The organism is Kineosporia corallincola (genome assembly GCF_018499875.1).
GTDB lineage: Bacteria > Actinomycetota > Actinomycetes > Actinomycetales > Kineosporiaceae > Kineosporia > Kineosporia corallincola.
Map to the genome: position 1 here is coordinate 593817 of NZ_JAHBAY010000003.1, position 16772 is coordinate 610588.

General features: G+C 71.9%; 10 protein-coding genes. 7 read left to right on the plus strand and 3 right to left on the minus strand.

The window, feature by feature from the left end; translation table 11 throughout:
- Positions 1-30: 30 nt before the first annotated feature.
- From KIH74_RS09950 to KIH74_RS09960, 3 genes are read left to right on the plus strand one after another with little or no spacing between them, the layout of a single operon-like run.
- A complete protein-coding gene (locus KIH74_RS09950; RefSeq protein WP_214155520.1) occupies positions 31-2043 on the plus strand; it encodes a penicillin-binding transpeptidase domain-containing protein in 2013 nt (670 codons plus the stop codon).
- A 36-nt stretch (positions 2044-2079) separates the two neighbouring features.
- Positions 2080-3459, plus strand: a complete 1380-nt coding sequence (locus tag KIH74_RS09955; RefSeq protein ID WP_214155521.1) for a glycosyltransferase family 87 protein — start codon at positions 2080-2082, stop codon at positions 3457-3459.
- 17 nt (positions 3460-3476) lie between these two features.
- Positions 3477-4235: a M50 family metallopeptidase gene (locus tag KIH74_RS09960; protein ID WP_214155522.1), complete on the plus strand. Its 759-nt coding sequence runs from the start codon at positions 3477-3479 to the stop codon at positions 4233-4235.
- A 79-nt stretch (positions 4236-4314) separates the two neighbouring features.
- On the opposite strand, the gene KIH74_RS09965 is transcribed toward KIH74_RS09960, so the two are convergent.
- Positions 4315-4761, minus strand: a complete 447-nt coding sequence (locus tag KIH74_RS09965; RefSeq protein ID WP_214155523.1) for an SRPBCC family protein — start codon at positions 4759-4761, stop codon at positions 4315-4317.
- 178 nt (positions 4762-4939) lie between these two features.
- Between KIH74_RS09965 and KIH74_RS09970 the strand changes: the two genes are divergently transcribed.
- The 3 genes from KIH74_RS09970 to KIH74_RS09980 all read left to right on the plus strand — a co-directional run bounded on the left by KIH74_RS09970 (position 4940) and on the right by KIH74_RS09980 (position 11374).
- The gene (locus KIH74_RS09970) at positions 4940-5932 is read left to right on the plus strand and encodes a ribose-phosphate diphosphokinase (protein WP_308113690.1); all 993 of its coding nucleotides are present in this window, start codon (positions 4940-4942) and stop codon (positions 5930-5932) included.
- Positions 5933-6133: 201 nt separating this feature from the next.
- Positions 6134-8521: a hypothetical protein gene (locus KIH74_RS09975; RefSeq protein ID WP_214155525.1), complete on the plus strand. Its 2388-nt coding sequence runs from the start codon at positions 6134-6136 to the stop codon at positions 8519-8521.
- Between the two features lie 789 nt (positions 8522-9310).
- Positions 9311-11374: a hypothetical protein gene (locus KIH74_RS09980; RefSeq protein ID WP_214155526.1), complete on the plus strand. Its 2064-nt coding sequence runs from the start codon at positions 9311-9313 to the stop codon at positions 11372-11374.
- A gap of 63 nt (positions 11375-11437) precedes the next feature.
- Here KIH74_RS09980 and KIH74_RS09985 read toward each other — a convergent pair whose 3' ends face one another.
- The gene (locus KIH74_RS09985) at positions 11438-11974 is read right to left on the minus strand and encodes a Rieske (2Fe-2S) protein (protein WP_214155527.1); all 537 of its coding nucleotides are present in this window, start codon (positions 11972-11974) and stop codon (positions 11438-11440) included.
- Positions 11975-12070: 96 nt separating this feature from the next.
- On the opposite strand from KIH74_RS09985, the gene hrpA reads away from it, so the two are divergent.
- Positions 12071-16081, plus strand: a complete 4011-nt coding sequence (hrpA, locus tag KIH74_RS09990) for an ATP-dependent RNA helicase HrpA (RefSeq protein ID WP_214155528.1) — start codon at positions 12071-12073, stop codon at positions 16079-16081.
- 12 nt (positions 16082-16093) lie between these two features.
- Here hrpA and KIH74_RS09995 read toward each other — a convergent pair whose 3' ends face one another.
- Entirely contained in the window at positions 16094-16603 is a 510-nt protein-coding gene (locus KIH74_RS09995; protein ID WP_308113691.1) for a MarR family winged helix-turn-helix transcriptional regulator, read from the minus strand.
- Positions 16604-16772 lie beyond the last annotated feature (169 nt).

Below are 16772 nucleotides of genomic sequence, written 5' to 3' on the forward strand. Positions count from 1 at the left end.
GGCCCGGCTCGGCCGCTACCGTCGGGCATCGTGAACCGTCGCGTGCTGATCTACGTCCTGGTGGCCGTGCTGGTCGTTGCGGGGGCAGGGGGTGCGGCCCTGTACCTGTTACGCGATCAGGACCACAGCGCGGCACAGAAGACCGCGGCCGAGGCGTTCGGCCGGGCCTGGACCGGCGGCACGCTCGGCTCGCTGGGCTTCGCCACCGGCAAGGCCAAGGACCCGGCCGGGTCGATCCAGACCCTCACGGCCGGCCTGACGAGCGAGAAGACCGACAAGCCCACCGCGGTCACCGTCGGCGAGCCGGCCCAGGCCGAGGACGGCACCACCGCGACCGTGCCGCTGCACGTCACCTGGACGCTGGCCGGCGACCAGAAGTGGGAGTACGACACCACGCTGACGCTGGCCGAGCAGGAGGACGCCTGGCTGCCGCAGTACAGCTCGTCGCTGGTGCACCCCGACCTCACCGGCGAGTACGCCGGTGCCACGCTGGAGGCCGACACGCTGACCGGCTCGCGCGGGCGCATTCTCGGCGCCGACGACAAGGTGCTGGTCGAAGACCGTGACGTGGTCGTGGTCGGCATCCAGAAGTCGGCCGCCGACAACGTCGAGAACAGCGTCAACCAGGTCGCCAGCGTGGTGGGGGTGGACGGCGCCGCTCTGCTGAAGCGGGTGAAGGCAGCCTCCGCCGACACCTTCGTGGACGCGATCACCCTGCGCAAGGCCGCCTACGACCAGCTGAAGAGCAAGCTCCAGCCGATCTCCGGCGCGGTGTTCCAGGAGAAGCAGCTGTCCCTGGCCCCCACCTCCGACTTCGCCCGGCCGCTGATCGGCACGGTCGGAGCCGCCACCGCCGACATCGTCGAGGAGTCCGGCGGCCGGGTGCAGGCCGGCGACGAGACCGGCCTGTCCGGCCTCCAGCGCACCTACGACGAGCAGCTGTCCGGCACGCCGGGCGTGGTGGTCACCGCGGTCCCGGCCAAGGGCGCGGGCGCCGACCCGGGCAAGGAGCTCTACCGGGCCGAGGCCGCGGCCGGCGAGGACCTGAAGATCACCCTCGACGAAGACATCCAGAAGGCCGCCGACAAGGCCCTGGCCACCTCGAAGAAGCTGGCCGGGATGGTGGCGATCGACACGAATACCGGCAACGTGCTGGCCATCGCGAACGGCGGCGGCTCGAACGGCAACAGCTACAACCGGGCCCTGCTCGGCCAGTACCCGCCGGGCTCGACCTTCAAGATCGCCTCCACGCTGGGCCTGCTGGAGTACGGCGGGATGACGGCGGACAAGACCGTGAACTGCCCCAAGACGATCAGCGTGGGCGGCCGCACGTTCAGCAACTCCGAGGACGAGGAGTTCGGCGCGGTGAAGTTCTCCGTGGACTTCGCGCACTCCTGCAACACCGCGTTCGTCGGCAGCGCCAAGCTGATCGACCAGGGCGAGCTGGCGAAGGCGGCCAAGTCGATCGGGTACGGCCAGCCGAACGCCACCGGCGTCACCGCCTTCCTGGGCTCGGTGCCCACCGACGGCGACGCGGTGGAGCACGCCGCCTCGATGATCGGCCAGAGCAAGGTGCTGGCCAGCCCGCTGGCCGTGGCCGGGGCCTCGGCGGCGGTCGCCTCCGGCACCTACCACGCCCCCACGCTGGTGCTGAACGGCACGACCGGTGACGACAGCACGGACGACGAGGACGCTGACGACAGCGCCGACGACTCGGGCAGCTCCACCGGCTCGGCGAGCGCCGCGGTGGGCTCGGTCGACGACGTGAAACTGGACGCCACGGCAGTGAAGACGCTGCGCTCGCTGATGCGCGGCGTAGTGACGAACGGCACGGCCACCGCACTCAAGAACGTGCCGGGCGGGGCGGTCGCCGGCAAGACGGGTACGGCGGAGTTCGGCAGCGACAACCCGCCCAAGACCCACGCCTGGTTCACCGGCTACCAGGGCGACATCGCGTTCGCCGTGGTGGTGGAGGACGGCGGTTTCGGAGCCGAGACCGCGGTGCCTCTGGTGAAGAAGTTCCTGACCGATCTCGCGTCGTAATTCTCCCCCATGGGGCATGTCGGTAGAGTCCCCGCGATGAGCACGATGACCAGCAGACTTGCCGATCGTGGGCTGCGGGTGTGGCTGGTCCTGATGCTGCTGGCCGGAGTCGGCCTGGCCGGTGGGTGGATCGCCAAGGCGCCCTGCGTCGACACCTACCGCCTGGCCTCCGGTCAGGAGGCACTCGACTGGCGGGACGCCCGGCAGTACTCGCTGCACTGCTACTCGGACACGATCCCGTTGTACGGCGTGGACCATCTGCAAGACGGTTCGCTGCCCTACAAGACCACCTGGACCGATGCCGACGGCACGGTGCGGGCCATGGAGTACCCGGTCGTCACCGGGCTGCTCCAGTACGGCGTGATGAAGGTGACGAAGGCCTGGGTCGCGACCACCGGCGACACCCGGCCCGAGGTCGTCGTCTACTTCACGATCATGGCGATCGTGCTGGCCGTCTCCTGGCTGGTGGCCGTGGCCTGCACCATCCCGCTGGCGGCGAAGAAGTGGCACGTGGCGCTGATGGCGCTGTCGCCACTGGTGTTCGTGCACGCGTTCACCAACTTCGACACCCTGGCCGTGGCCCTGTGCTCGGGCGGCATGCTGGCCTGGGCCCGCCGCCGGCCGGTGCTGGCCGGGCTGCTGCTGGGCGTGGGCGCGGCAGCCAAGCTGTACCCGCTGTTCGTGCTCGGCCCGCTGCTGATCCTCTGCTGGCGCTCCGGCACGATGCGGCCGTGGGTGCGGGCCACGCTGGCCACGGCCGCCGCCTGGGTGGTGGTCAACGCCCCGTTCGCCCTGCTCTACCCGCGCGGCTGGTGGGAGTTCTTCCGGCTGAACTCGACCCGCCCGGCCGACCACGACTCGATCTACAACGCGCTCACCACGTTCACCAGCTGGCAGGGGTTCGACGGACCGCTGTACTCCGGCCAGTCGCCGGAGAAGCTGAACGCCTTCTCGCTGATCGCGTTCCTGGTGCTGTGCCTGGTGATCGGGGTGATCGGCCTGACCGCCCCGCGTCGTCCCCGGTTGGCGTCCCTGCTGTTCCTGGTGGTCGCCGCGTTCCTGCTGACGAACAAGGTGTGGAGCCCGCAGTACTCGCTGTGGCTGGTGCCGCTGGCCGTGCTGGCCCTGCCCCGGGTGATCCCGCTGCTGATCTGGATGGGGCTGGACGCCTACCTCTGGTACCCGAGGCTGGGCTACTTCCTCGGCCTGCAAGACCCGGCCCGCGGCAACTCGTCCGAGTACTTCCTCACCGTGGTGGTGCTGCGCGACCTGATCGTGGTGGTGATCTGCGCCATGATCGTGCACACGATCTACCGGCCGGAGGCCGATCCGGTGCGCCGTGCCGGGCTGGACGATCCGGCCTTCGGGCCGGTCGACGACCACCTGCCGGACCGCCGCCTGCTTCCTCAGCGTTGACCCCTACCCTTGGCGGGATGTCAGCGGTGGACACCACGGATCTCTCCTGGGACAACCTCTCCTGGGACAACCTCTCCTGGGACTCGCTCGGCGACGAACGCGTGCTGGTCATCGTGTTACTGGTCGCCGCGGTCGTGCTCACCGGCGAGCGCACCACCTGGCACGTGCTGCGCAACGTGGTCACCATCGCGCACGAGGGCGGGCACGCGGTGGCGGCGCTGCTGATGGGCCGGGAACTGGCCGGCATCAAGCTGCACTCCGACACCTCCGGCGTCACGCTCTCCCGGGGCAAGCCGCGGGGCCTGGGCATGATCTTCACCGCCGTCGCCGGCTACCCGGCGCCCTCACTGATCGGCGTCGGGCTGGCGGCGCTGATCGGGCTGGACCGGATCCAGTGGCTGCTCTGGATCGTGGTCGGGCTGCTGGCGATCCTGCTCACCCAGATCCGCAACGCGTTCGGTCTGCTCACCGTGGTGGGCACCGGGGCCGCGGCGGTCGCGGTGATCGTCTGGGGCAACGACCGCACCGCCCTCGGCTTCGCCTGCGCGGTCACCTGGCTGCTGCTGATCGGTGGGCTGCGCGCGGTGATCGAGCTCCAGCGCTCGCGGCGGGCCCAGGGCAGCGGGCGGCGGGGCGGGCCGCCGGTGACCTCGGACGCCGACCAGCTGGCCTGGCTGAGTCACGTGCCCGGGCTGTTCTGGGTGTGCGTGTTCTTCGCGGTCTCGGTGATCTCGATCGTGGCCGGCGGCTGGCTGATGCTCAGCTGGAACCCGTGAGCGGGCCCCTCGTCGTCCACCGTTGGTGCCATCGCCTTACCCCGGCCGGGTGATCTGCACCCGGCCGGGGACGGCGCGCTCAGAGGCAGACGCGACCGAAGTCGTCGAGCCGGTGCTCCCACTGGTCCTGCATCGTCTGCCGCAGGGCTGCCTGGAGGCCCTCGTGCCACAGGCGCAGCCGGGTTCCGCCGGCCACCGGCGTGAGGTCGATCTCCACCAGGCTGGTGTCCTGGTCCAGGCCGGAGTGCCAGGTGAGCCGCAGCTGCTCCAGCGGGTGAAAGCTGCGCACGATCCCGCCGTCGCCCTCCTCGTTGAGGTAACCCTGGCCACTTCCCAGCAGCACGGCGCCCTGACCGAGCCAGATCTGCGTGCCCTCCGGGCTGACCAGCGCCTGCCAGACGTGACCAGCGCTACCCGGAAAGATCTTGCGCACGAAGACCAGACGATCGTGGGGGACGTCGTCCTCGTCGACGACCGCCGGGGGAAGGCCGGCCTCCACGCGTCCCAACTGTACGAATGCGGACATGTAGCCCCCTCGAAAGCAGCCATACCGACTCGGCACCCCCTCCCCGAGCCGGAGGGGCCGCATGCGGTCTTCGTCGATTCACCGTCGGCCAGGAGAGTGGGTGCTTCAATCCCCCAAAAGCCTGTCGGACGAAAAGTCTGGGAACATGGCGGCAACACCCCCGCGAGAGGTACCACTGGTGAACACTGTTTCGATACAGAGCCGGAAGACGCTCCAGGTCTTCTCCGGTCGTGCATACCCTGAGCTGGCCGAGGAGATCGTCAAGTATCTCGACGTGAGCCTGACGCCCCAGTCGGCCTACGAGTTCGCCAACGGCGAGATCTTCGTCCGGTTCGAGGAGTCGGTGCGAGGTGCGGACGCCTTCGTGGTGCAGTCGTGCGGCGCGGGCATCAACACCTGGGTGATGGAGACCCTGATCATGGTCGACGCGCTCAAGCGTGCCTCGGCCGACCGGATCACCGTCGTGCTCCCGTTCTACCCGTACGCCCGGCAGGACAAGAAGCACAAGGGCCGCGAGCCGATCTCGGCCCGGCTGATCGCCGACCTGCTGCACACGGCCGGCGCCGACCGTCTGATGACGGTCGACCTGCACACCGACCAGACCCAGGGCTTCTTCGACGGCCCGGTCGACCACCTGTTCGCCATGCGGCTGCTCGCCGACCACGTGGCGGAGAAGTACAAGGGGGAGCAGATCACCGTGGTCGCGCCGGACTCCGGTCGCGTCCGGGTGGCCGAGCGCTGGGCCGACCGGCTGGGGGGTGCGCCGCTGGCCTTCATCCACAAGACCCGCGACCCGCGCATGCCCAACCAGGTCGTCACCAACCGGGTGGTCGGTGACGTCGAGGGCCGCACCTGTGTGCTGGTCGACGACATGATCGACACCGGTGGCACGATCACCAAGGCGGCCACGAAGCTGTTCGAGGCCGGCGCGAAAGACGTGATCATCGCCGCCACCCACGGCATCCTGTCCGACCCGGCGATCGACCGGCTGCGTGAGTGCGGGGCCACCGAGATCGTACTCACCAACACGCTGCCGATCCCGGCCGACCGGCTGCTGCCGAACTTCACCGTGCTCTCGATCGCCCCGCTGATCGCCCAGGCGATCCACGAGGTGTTCGAAGACGGTTCGGTCACCTCGCTGTTCAGCACCGACGAGGAGCCCGCCGACTGATCGGTGGACGACGACGGGCCGCGCGCCCGTCCCGTCCTTCTCTCGCATGTCGCCGTCCGGGCCGTCCCCCGAGACGGCGACATGCGTTTGCCCCGGTCGAGGGAGCAAGCTCGGCGGCGTCACCGCTGCGCGTGGAGGGGGAACGGCGGCGTGCCGGTATCCCCTGCCCGCGGGCCTCCGCCTCGCGTCCCCGGGATCCGCATGTCCTCCTCGCCCGCTCTCCCCTCCCCCGCCGAACCCTCCTCGCCCTCGCCCAGACCCCGGCCGAACCGCCGGCGCCGGGCCGTGCAGCTGCTGGTGGCCGTGGCGCTGCTGCCCGCCACCAGCCTGGGCCCGGCCGCGCTGCGGGCCCGCGCCGACGACGCCCCGATCCGGATCCCGCTGCACACCGGCGTCGCCCCGGTGACGCTGCTCGGGGTCTCGCCGGCCGGCCTGGCGGTGAGCCAGGGCGAGCCGGACGCCGACCCGGCGGCCGGGCGCACCGTGTTCTCCGGGGCCTGGGGCAAGCCGCTGGTGCCCCGCCCGCAGGCCGCGGCCCGGGCCGTCGGCGTCGCCCTGACCGGCACCACGCTGGCCTACAGCGAGCCGACGTCGACCGCCCCCGGCACCGCCGACGGCTGGGACGTGCCGCACCGGCTGGACATCCTGACCGGGCTGGACACCACCGACGTGCCCGGTGAGAGGCCGGGCAGCCCGGAGTTCGCCGACGGCTGGCTGGTGACCGAGCTGCCCTCGTACCTGAGCAGCCCGATCGTCTACCACCCGCTGAGCGGGAGCAGCCGCACGGTGTGGAGCCCGGACGCCCGGCAGCTGGTGGCGCTGGACGCGGCCGCCGACGGCCTGCTGGTGGCCTACCAGGAGTACCTGCCCGGCGACACGAACTGGCACCCGTCCGGGCCTTTCGCGCTCGACCTGATCGACCTGGCCTCCGGGCAGAGCCGCCGGATCACCCGCGGCGACGAACGCATCCAGCAGGTCGCGCTGTCCGCCGAACGGATCGCCTGGTTCACCGACGGCGGCGACGTGTGGAGCGCGGCCCGCTCCGGCGGCACCCCGGCGAGCGCGAGGGCGGCCGCGGACGGCGTGCGGGTGCTGAACCCGCGGATCGCCGGTGACGGCACGATCGGCTACCTGACGGCCCGCTCCGCCGAGGGCCCGGTGACGGGCCTGCGGCTGGTGCGCAGGGGCCGGGTCACCGACGTGGCGGTACCGCCGGGCAGCTCCGGCCTGGACGCACTGGACGACGACTTCTACACGGCCTCAGGCGGTTCCGCGTCGGTGGCCGGGGTGTACCGGGTGCCCGCGACCGGGCGGACGGCGGAACGGGTGGCCGCCCTGCCGCGGCCCGAGCGGGAGGTGACGAACTGGGCGTTCGACCAGGGTGTGCTGCGCTACCTCGACCGGACCGGGGCCGAGCCGGACCGGCTGGCGCTGTGGACCCGGCGGGTGAACGACGCCGACGGCACCCCGGCCGTGGCCGCGGAGAGCGCCGACCCGGTATGGCTGCGTGACCTGACCCGGGGTGAGCAGAACCCGCAGATGTCGTTCGACGCCGGGCGCGGCGCGGTGCCCAGCCAGAAGCACCTGATCACCTGGGACCTGCTGGACCGCAATCGGAAGACCGGTGTGGCGGTGGAGCAGACACCGGTGCCGGACGGCAGCGGCGGGCTGGTGCACCGGCCCGGCACACCGCTGGTCTCGGGGGCCTACGTGCTGCTCAGCGGACTGGTGTACCGCAGCGACGGCGCCGTGGTGCACACCGAGCCGGACGCCGCCCGGCAGGCCGGGCAGGACGCGCTCTTCGGGTCGCGCCTGGTCTACGGTCAGCTGGCGGACCGGGGTGCGGGCGAGGTCTGGTCGGTGGACACGGAGAACCCCGAACCGTACCGGCTGCACTCCGAGGCCGGCTGCGACCGGGCGCCGGAAACCGCCGTCTGGGGCGGGCTCTCGGCCTGGTCCAGTTGCGACGCGCGTACCGTGACGATCGGCCGGGTGACCGGTGGCGGCACGCCGCGCTCGGTGCCGAGCGGTCTCACCGGCGCCCCGGCGGACCTCGGGCTGACGATGCACGGCACCGCGCTGGGCTGGGTGGCGGACGGCCGGGCGTACCTGCTCGACCTGTCGAAGGCCGGCAGCAGCCCGGTGCGGCTGGACGGGCAGACCCGGCGGATGGTGATCGACGGCCGCAGCGTGGTGCGTGAGGTGCACCGCGAGAACGCCGTGCCGGCCACGGTTCTCCAGGTCGAGCCGTTGCCGTTCACCTCCCGCCCGTCGCTATTGCTGACCGGCCGGCAGGCCCGGCTCGGCTTCACCCCGGACGGCGACGGCAGGAACGACACCTGGACCGCGCAGTTCGACACCACCGCGCCGCTGAGCACCGCGTCGCTGCGGTTCGTCTCGGCCCGCAGTGGTGTGCCGGCCCGCACCCTGACCACGAAAAAGGTGACGGACGGCTCGATCCGGCTGGTCTGGACCGGCCGCACCAGCACCGGCCGGAAGGCGCCGAAGGGCCCGTACCGGTGGACGCTGACCGCCCGCGACACCACCGGCCGCCGGCTGACCGCGAGCGGGACGGTCGAGATCGGCTGAGCCGCAGGGTGGTGCCGGTCGCGACGAAGGGGGCGGGCACCACCAGATCCGGCGCGTCCCGGCCAATTGTGGACGGCGACGGCCCTTCCGCGCGCGGCCCGCTCCCCCCGGCCGGGGCCCGCGCGGGCCCACGGGCCCAGATGCGTGCATCCCCCCGCCGACGCCGGGCACGATGCCCGGATGACGACGAGGCCAGTGGGTGAGGCGGGGCTGACCGTCCGTCAGCGCACCGCGCCGGACCTGGAGGTGCAGGGCGACACCGGGGACGTCGTCGGGGACGTCGGTGCGGACACCGCCGGGGAGCTCGGTGGGGAGGCCGGCGCAGGTGTCGGCGCAGACGCCGTCGCGGTAGCCACCGAGGACGTCACCCGAGGCACCGACGGGGACGTCGCCGGAGACGTCACCGTCGATCTCGCCGGACACCTCGCCGTCACGCCGGGAATCACCGTCACACCGGAAAACCCGATCCCCCCAGGATCTTCCGCCAGCGCGGCCGTCCCTCCCGCCTCTGCCACGGACGTCCACCTCCGCGTCCCGCACACCGAGCCCTCCCCCCACATCGAGACCTCTCCCACCGAGCCCTCCCACACCTCATCCCTCCACACCGCGTCCCCCCACACAGCGCCCTCCCACACCGAGACTCCACACACAGCGCCCTCCCACACCGCGCCCCCACACGCAGCCCCCTCCCGCACCGCGCCCTCCCACACCGCGCCCCCACCGACAGCGCCCCCAGAAGCCGCACCCTCCCGATCATTCGTCCCCCGTAGCTGGCTGTTGCCCGGTGCGATGGCGCTCTCCCTCCTGCTGACCGGGGCGGTCAGCCCACCGGGCGGGACCGGCGAGCCGGTGCGTACCCGGGCCCAGGCGCTGGTCGAACGCACCGTGCGGCCCCCCGCCACGCTGCCACTGGCCGGGCACCCGGCGTCCACCCCGGTCCGGCTGATCGGGGCGTCGGAGGAGGGGGTAGCGATCTGGCAGGGGGCGCCGGCCGGGAGCGGGGCCGCGCCGACCGTCTACACCGGGGCCCTGACCAGCCGTGACGGTACCCTGCGCCTCACCGCCCGGCCGGGAGCCGGGGTGGGCACGCGGCCGGACTCGCTGATCCGGCTGAGCGTGGCCGGGCCGGTCCTGGCCTGGTACGAGCTGGGCGGTGAGAAGGCCGCCTACCCGCAGGAGAAGCGGATCGACCTGGCCGGCGGCCGGGACGTGACGGCGGACCGGGCCCGCTCGCTGGCGGTGCGTGAGCGACCACAGGGCGGGGCGGCAACCACGCCCTACACGCAGATCGAGCCCGGCGGGCTGCCGACCGCGGCCCCCCGAGGACGCTGGCTGCGGTTCGCCGAGGTCTCGGCCCGGTTCACCACCTACCGCGGCCGCTGGGTGCTGGAGCACGAGCAGGCCGGCTCCCGCGTCGTCCACCGGGTGACCCTGCCCGCCGGGGTGACCGCGGACTCCGGCCTGGACGCCGTCGGCGACCGGCTCTACACCGTGTCGGGCGGCGCCCGGCCGGCGGTCTACGTGGTGCAGGGCCGCTCGGTGACGAAGGTCGCCGACGTCCCCGCCGCCCGCTACCCGGTGAGCTCGTTCGCCCTCTCGGCCGGCTCGATCCACTACACCGACCAGTCCGTGCGGCGTTCCGCGGTGTTCGGTGCCCCCGTGGTCACCGGCGGCGGCACGATCTCCCTGGGCCCCTCGACCGCGCTCGGGCAGCGCGCGGGCGGTTCGCCGTCCATGGTTCCGATCGCCTTCTCGGCGGGCCGTGGCGTGCTGGCCGCACCCGGTGTGCCACGCCAGTGGCAGCTGCTCGACGGCGGGCGCACCACGGCGGTGATCGCCCAGCGTCCGGTCGAGGTCGGTGGGCAGGAGCGCTTCGTGGACGACCGCTCCCCGGCCGTCTCCGGCGCCTACACGCTGGTCGGCGGTCAGGTGTTCCGCCCGGACGGAGAGCTGCTGTGGAGCGAGCCGGGCGCCGCGGCGGTGGCCGGGCAGGACGCGCTGTACGGCTCCGAGGTGGTCTACTCGGTGCCCGCGGGCGGGCAGGACGCGGACGGGAACGACCTGGCCGGGGTCTGGTCGGTGAACGCCGAGCGGGCCCTGCCGATCCGGCTCGACACCCGGGCCTGCGAGCGGGCGCCCGAGGTGGCGGTCTGGGCCGGGACGGCGGCCTGGGCCAACTGCGACGCGAGCCGCGTCACCGTGCAGAACCTGCGCACCGGTGAGCAGCGTGAGGTGGACACCGGGCTGGGCCTGATCGTCGGTTCGCCCGCCTCCCCGATCACCGGCCTGACCCTGCGCGAGGGGGTGCTGGCCTGGCGCGACGGCGAGGCCCTGACCCTGCTGGACCTCTCCGACCCGGACTCGGCGCCGGTCGTGCTGCCCGGCGCCACCGGTGCGTTCTCGCTGGACGGCAGCCTGGTGGCGCGGCGTGTGCGGACCACGGCGGGGGCGGGCCGGGTGGTCGTCGACCGGCTGCCGTTCGCGGTGGACCTGCGGCCCCGGATGGTCTCGGCCGCGGCCCCGCTCGGGTTCACCCCGAACGGCGACGGCGAGTTCGACAAGTGGCAGCCGCAGTTCGACGTGACCCGGCCGGTGCGGGGGGCCAGGCTGCGCGTGCTGGCCCCGTCGGGCCGGGTGGTGCGCACCTTCCGGGTGGCCGGTGACCTGCGCGGCGTCAGCTGGGACGGGCGTTCGGGCAGCGGGCGCCGGCTGCCGGTCGGGCAGTACGAGTGGGAGCTGACCGCCACCGCCGTGGACGGCTCGGGCACGCTCACCTCGGCGGAGAGTGACACCCGGCCGCGGGGCACGATCGAGATCAGCTCGGTGGTGCACGCACGAGCCGGGGCCCGATAAGTCGGTTGACTCATCGGGCCCCGGCGGCGAAGCTCAGACGATGCCCACCGGTGCGGGAATCGGTCAGGCCGTGACGATGTTGCCGTCGCTGACCTCGACCTGAACCTCGGTGAGCGACGCGTTCGCCGGCCCGGAGATGAACTTGCCCGTCAGCTTCTCGAACTTCGACTGGTGCAGCGGGCACACCAGCTCGTCGCCCTGCACCTGCACGGTCGCGCCCTGATGCGGGCAGACCGCGGAGAAGGCCACCGGCTCGTCTGCCTCCGGCATCGCCACGATCAGCGGGTCACCGTCGAGCGTGTAACTGGCGGCGTCGCCCTCGGCGATGTCCGACACCTTGGCGATCACCTGGCCGCCCTCGGAGGAGCTGCCGGTGGTCGCGTCGGTGCCGGTTCCGGTGTCGGACGAGCTGCTCGACGAGGTGCCCGAGGCAGTATCGTCGTCGCTCCCGCCTCCGCAGGCGGCCAGGCCGGCCGCGCCGAGCAGGCTGAACGAGCACACCGCGATGGCGCGGCGGCGGCTGAAGCCGCCGCCCTCGGGCGTCGGGGTGGTCGCGGAAGCAGTCTGCGTCTCTCCGGTGCTGCGGAGGGTTGCAGTCATGGTTGATCCTCCCGTGAGGTCGTTGAAGGTGCAAATAGTAGTGACGGAAGCTGTGCGCCACGCAACTTCTGCTGTCGTGTCGAGGATTTCGCGGGTATGAGCACAGAAACCTGGATTTCAGCTGTCAACGAGCTACGCAGTTCCCTGGACGGCGTGTCGCTGAGTGACGCCCGCCGGCTGGGCCGGCAGCTCGACTCGGTGCAGCACGCCCGGCGCCGCACCGAGGACGAGAAGACGGCCGAGCTGGCCCGGATCGAGCGGGAGATCGGCAGCGCGACCGCCCGGGTTGAGTCCCGGCGCGCGTCCGTGCCGGCGCTCACCTATCCGGACCAGCTGCCGGTCAGCCGCCGGCGCGAGGACCTGCTGAAGACGATCGCCGAGCACCAGGTGGTGATCGTCGCGGGCGAGACCGGCTCGGGCAAGACCACCCAGCTGCCGAAGATCTGCCTGGAACTGGGCCGGGGCGTGCGCGGCATGATCGGGCACACCCAGCCCCGGCGGCTGGCGGCCCGCTCGGTGGCCGAGCGGATCACCGAGGAGGTCGGCGGCCAGCTCGGCGAGACCATCGGCTACGCAGTGCGTTTCACCGACCAGGTGAGCGACTCCACGCTGGTCAAGCTGATGACCGACGGCATCCTGCTGGCCGAGATCCAGCGCGACCGGCTGCTGTCCCGCTACGACACGATCATCATCGACGAGGCGCACGAGCGCAGCCTCACCATCGACTTCCTGCTCGGTTACCTCAAGCAGCTGCTCCCCCGGCGTCCCGACCTGAAGGTCGTCATCACCTCCGCCACCATCGACCCGGAGGCGTTCTCGCGGCATTTCGACGACGCGCCGATCGTCGAGGTGTCGGGCCGCACCTACCCGGTCGAGGTCCGCTACCGCCCGCTGGTGCTGGTGGAGGAGACCGACGAGGAGGGCAACACCACCGAGATCACCCGCGACCCGATCGAGGCGGTGATCGAGGCGGTCGACGAGCTGGAGGCCGAGGGCCCGGGCGACGTGCTGGTGTTCTTCAGCGGCGAGCGCGAGATCCGCGACGCCGCCGAGGCGCTGAACCGGCACGTCGGTCCCTCGACCGAGGTCGTGCCGCTGTACGCCCGGCTGTCCGCCGCCGAGCAGCACCGGGTGTTCTCGCCGCACTCCGGCCGGCGCATCGTGCTGGCCACCAATGTGGCCGAGACATCGCTCACCGTGCCGGGTATCAGGTACGTGATCGATCCGGGCACGGCCCGGATCAGCCGCTACAGCTTCCGCACCAAGGTGCAGCGCCTGCCGATCGAGAAGGTGTCGCAGGCCTCGGCCAACCAGCGCAAGGGCCGGTGCGGGCGGCTCTCCGACGGCATCTGCATCCGCCTCTACAGCGAGGAGGACTTCGACAGCCGGCCGGAGTTCACCGACCCGGAGATCCTGCGCACCAACCTGGCGGCCGTCATCCTCCAGATGACGTCGCTGAATCTGGGTGAGGTGGAGCGGTTCCCGTTCCTGGAGCCGCCGGACCCGCGCCAGATCAAGGACGGCACGGCGCTGCTGAACGAGCTCGGCGCCATCGACCCGGAGCAGACCGAGCAGCGCAAACGGCTCACCGGCATGGGCCGTACCCTGGCCCAGCTGCCGGTCGACCCGCGCCTGGCCCGGATGCTGGTGGAGGCCGACCGGAACGGTTGCCTGGCAGACGTTCTGGTGATCGTGTCGGCGCTGTCGATCCAGGACCCGCGGGAGCGGCCGACCGACAAGCAGGCCCAGGCCGACCAGTCGCACGCCCGGTTCAAGGACCAGCGCTCCGACTTCCTGTCGTACGTGAACCTCTGGAACTACGTCGTCGGCAAGCAGAAGGAGTACGGCTCCGGGCGTTTCCGCCGGATGTGCCGCGACGAGTTCCTGCACAGCCAGCGCATCCGGGAGTGGCAGGACCTGCACGGCCAGTTGCGTCAGGTGCTGCGCGGGGCCGGGATCCGGGTGGCGGGTGGACGCGCGACGTCCAGTTTCGATCCGGAAGCGGTCGACGTCGAGGAACATGAGGACGCCGTCGAGCCGGTTTCCGACGCGACGGCCGAAAAGGTGCATCTCTCGCTGCTTTCCGGCCTGCTGTCGCAGGTCGGCCTGAAAGAGGGCGAGACTCGCGAGTATCTCGGCGCCCGCAGCGCGAAGTTCGCGATCCAGCCCGGCTCCGCGCTGTTCCGCAGCACCCCGCGCTGGGTGATGGTGGGCGAGCTGGTCGAGACCAGCCGGCTGTGGGGCCGCACCGCCGCGCGCATCGACCCGCTGTGGATCGAGCGGCTCGGTGGGCACCTGGTCAAGCGGCACTACAGCGAACCGCGCTGGGAGAAGAAACGCGGCTCGGCGGTGGCCACGGAACGCGTGACGCTGTACGGCATTCCGGTGGTCACCGGGCGCACCGTCGGCTACGGGCGGATCGACCCGGAGGTGTCGCGCGAGCTGTTCATCCGGCACGCCCTGGTGGAGGGCGAGTGGCGCACGAACCACCAGTTCTTCCACGAGAACCGCAAACTGCTGGACGACGTCGGGTCGCTCGAGGACAAGGTCCGCCGGCGCGACATCGTGGTGGACGACCAGGCTCTGTTCGACTTCTACGACCAGCGGATCCCCGCCGACGTGGTGTCGGTGGCGCACTTCGACTCGTGGTGGAAGAAGGCCCGGCGGGACCGGCCCGACCAGCTGAGCTTCTGGACGTCCATGCTGTTCGCGCCGCAGGCCCCGAAGGTCTCGGCCGAGGACTACCCGGCGCTGTGGCCGGTCGGGGACCTGCGGTTGCGGGTGACGTACCAGTTCGAGCCGGGCACGGCCGCCGACGGCGTCACCGTGCACCTGCCGCTCACGGCCCTCAACCAGGTGCGTGAGCAGGACTTCGAGTGGCAGATCCCGGGCCTGCGCCAGGAGCTGGTCACCGAGCTGATCCGGTCGCTGCCCAAGCCGATCCGCAAGGGCCTGAGCCCGGCGCCGGACCGGGCGCGGGCGGTGCTGGAGCGGCTGGCCGACACCGAACCGGGCTCCGAGCCGCTGTTCCCGGCCCTGGAGGACGAGCTGTACGAGGTCACCGGCGTGGACGTGCCGGAGGGCTCGTGGGACCTGTCCAAGGTGCCCGACCACCTGAAGGTCACGTTCCGGGTGGAAGACGACAAGGGCGCCCGGCTGGCCGAGGGCAAGAACCTGACCGCGCTCCGGGAGAAGCTGAAACCCCGCCTGCGCAAGGAGATCTCGTCCGCCGTGTCGCAGGTCGAGGCGACCGGCCTGACCAGCTTCCCGGCCACGCCGGTGCCGCGCTCGGTGGAGCACCGCACGGCCGGGCTGACCGTGCAGGGTTACCCGGCCCTGGTCGACCGCGGCACCCACGTCGATCTGAAGGTGCTCGACGACCAGGGCGACCAGCGGCGCTCGATGCGGGCCGGCACCCGGCGGCTGATCGTGCTGAACACCGCCTCGCCGGCGAAGAGTGTGCTGGCCCGGCTCAGCAACCGGCAGAAGCTGGCGCTGGCGCAGGCCCCGCACAAGACGCCGTCGGACCTGTTCGACGACTGTCTCGGCGCCGCGGTCGACGACCTGGTCGACCGGGCCGGCGGCCCGGCCTGGGACCGCGCCGGGTTCGAGCGGCTACTCTTGGAGGTCCGGCAGGAGATCCACCCGACCGTGACCGGGGTGCTGGTGACGACGTCCACCGTTCTGGGTCTGGCCCGGGAGATCGAGCTGGGACTGAAGTCGACGTCGAGCCCGGCGCTGCTGCCCGGCCTGACCGACCTGCGCTCGCAACTGGCGGCGCTGGTGTTCCCGGGGTTCGTCACCGCGACCGGCGCCGGCAAGCTGCCCGACCTGGTGCGCTACCTCCAGGCGATCCAGCGCCGACTGGAGAGGCTGCCCGACCGCCACCAGCGCGACCGGGGACTCCAGGAGCAGGTGCTGGCGGTGCGGGCCGAGTTCCAGGCAGCGGTGGCCAAGCTGCCGCCCTCCCGGCGGCGCGACGACGACGTGATCGGCGTGCGCTGGATGCTGGAGGAGCTGCGGGTGGGCCTGTTCGGGGGCGGGCTGAAGACCGCCTACCCGGTGTCGGAACAGCGGGTGCGCAAGGCGATCGCCGACCTGGCCTGAGGACTCGGCGTCTCAGCAGGTGCTGGTGCTGCCGCTGCCGGGAGGTGGCGGCGGCACCAGCGTGCCGTCCGGGTCGACCTTGGCCAGGATCGCCGAGCAGATCTCTTCCAGCTGCCCGACCTGCTCGGGGCTGAGCGCGTCGAACACGAAGTGCCGCACCGCGTTCACGTGCCCGGGTGCCATCTCGACCAGCGCGGCGAAGCCCTCGTCGGTCATCTGGGCCACCTGGCCGCGGCCGTCCTCGGCGGCCCGGGTGCGACGCACGTAGCCGCGGTTCTCCAGCCGGCTGATGGTGTGCGACAGCCGGCTGGGCGAGCTGCTGGAGCGGGCCGCCAGCTCACTCATCCGCAGGGCTCTGTCGGGCGCCTCGGACAGCATGGCCAGGGCGAAGTAGGCGAAGTGCGTGAGCGAGGCGTCATGCTGCAACTGGGCGTCGAGCGAGGCCGGTAGCAGGGTGAAGACCGCGGCCAGCTTGCGCCACGCCCCCTGCTCGTCGTCACTCAGCCACTGCGGTTCACTCACCAGCACACCATATCCAGGCTTTTTGCGATCCTGCCCGAAGGGACACCGCGTCCGTTCCCCGGGGCAACTGGTGACGTGGCCCACATTCCTCGAACAGCAGTTCGAGATTCTGGCCGCGAATCCGGTCGAGCGGCTCGCGCGGACGGCGGTTCTCGGGGCATCCTGGAGC

What these genes read in the sequence shown, in the direction of transcription:
- KIH74_RS09955 (WP_214155521.1), top strand. Translation starts at nt 2,080, where the DNA reads ATGAGCACGATGACCAGCAGACTTGCCGATCGTGGGCTGCGGGTGTGG.
- KIH74_RS09960 (WP_214155522.1), top strand. Translation starts at nt 3,477, where the DNA reads ATGTCAGCGGTGGACACCACGGATCTCTCCTGGGACAACCTCTCCTGG.
- KIH74_RS09965 (WP_214155523.1), bottom strand. Translation starts at nt 4,761, where the DNA reads ATGTCCGCATTCGTACAGTTGGGACGCGTGGAGGCCGGCCTTCCCCCG.
- KIH74_RS09975 (WP_214155525.1), top strand. Translation starts at nt 6,134, where the DNA reads ATGTCCTCCTCGCCCGCTCTCCCCTCCCCCGCCGAACCCTCCTCGCCC.
- KIH74_RS09980 (WP_214155526.1), top strand. Translation starts at nt 9,311, where the DNA reads ATGGCGCTCTCCCTCCTGCTGACCGGGGCGGTCAGCCCACCGGGCGGG.
- KIH74_RS09985 (WP_214155527.1), bottom strand. Translation starts at nt 11,974, where the DNA reads ATGACTGCAACCCTCCGCAGCACCGGAGAGACGCAGACTGCTTCCGCG.
- hrpA (WP_214155528.1), top strand. Translation starts at nt 12,071, where the DNA reads ATGAGCACAGAAACCTGGATTTCAGCTGTCAACGAGCTACGCAGTTCC.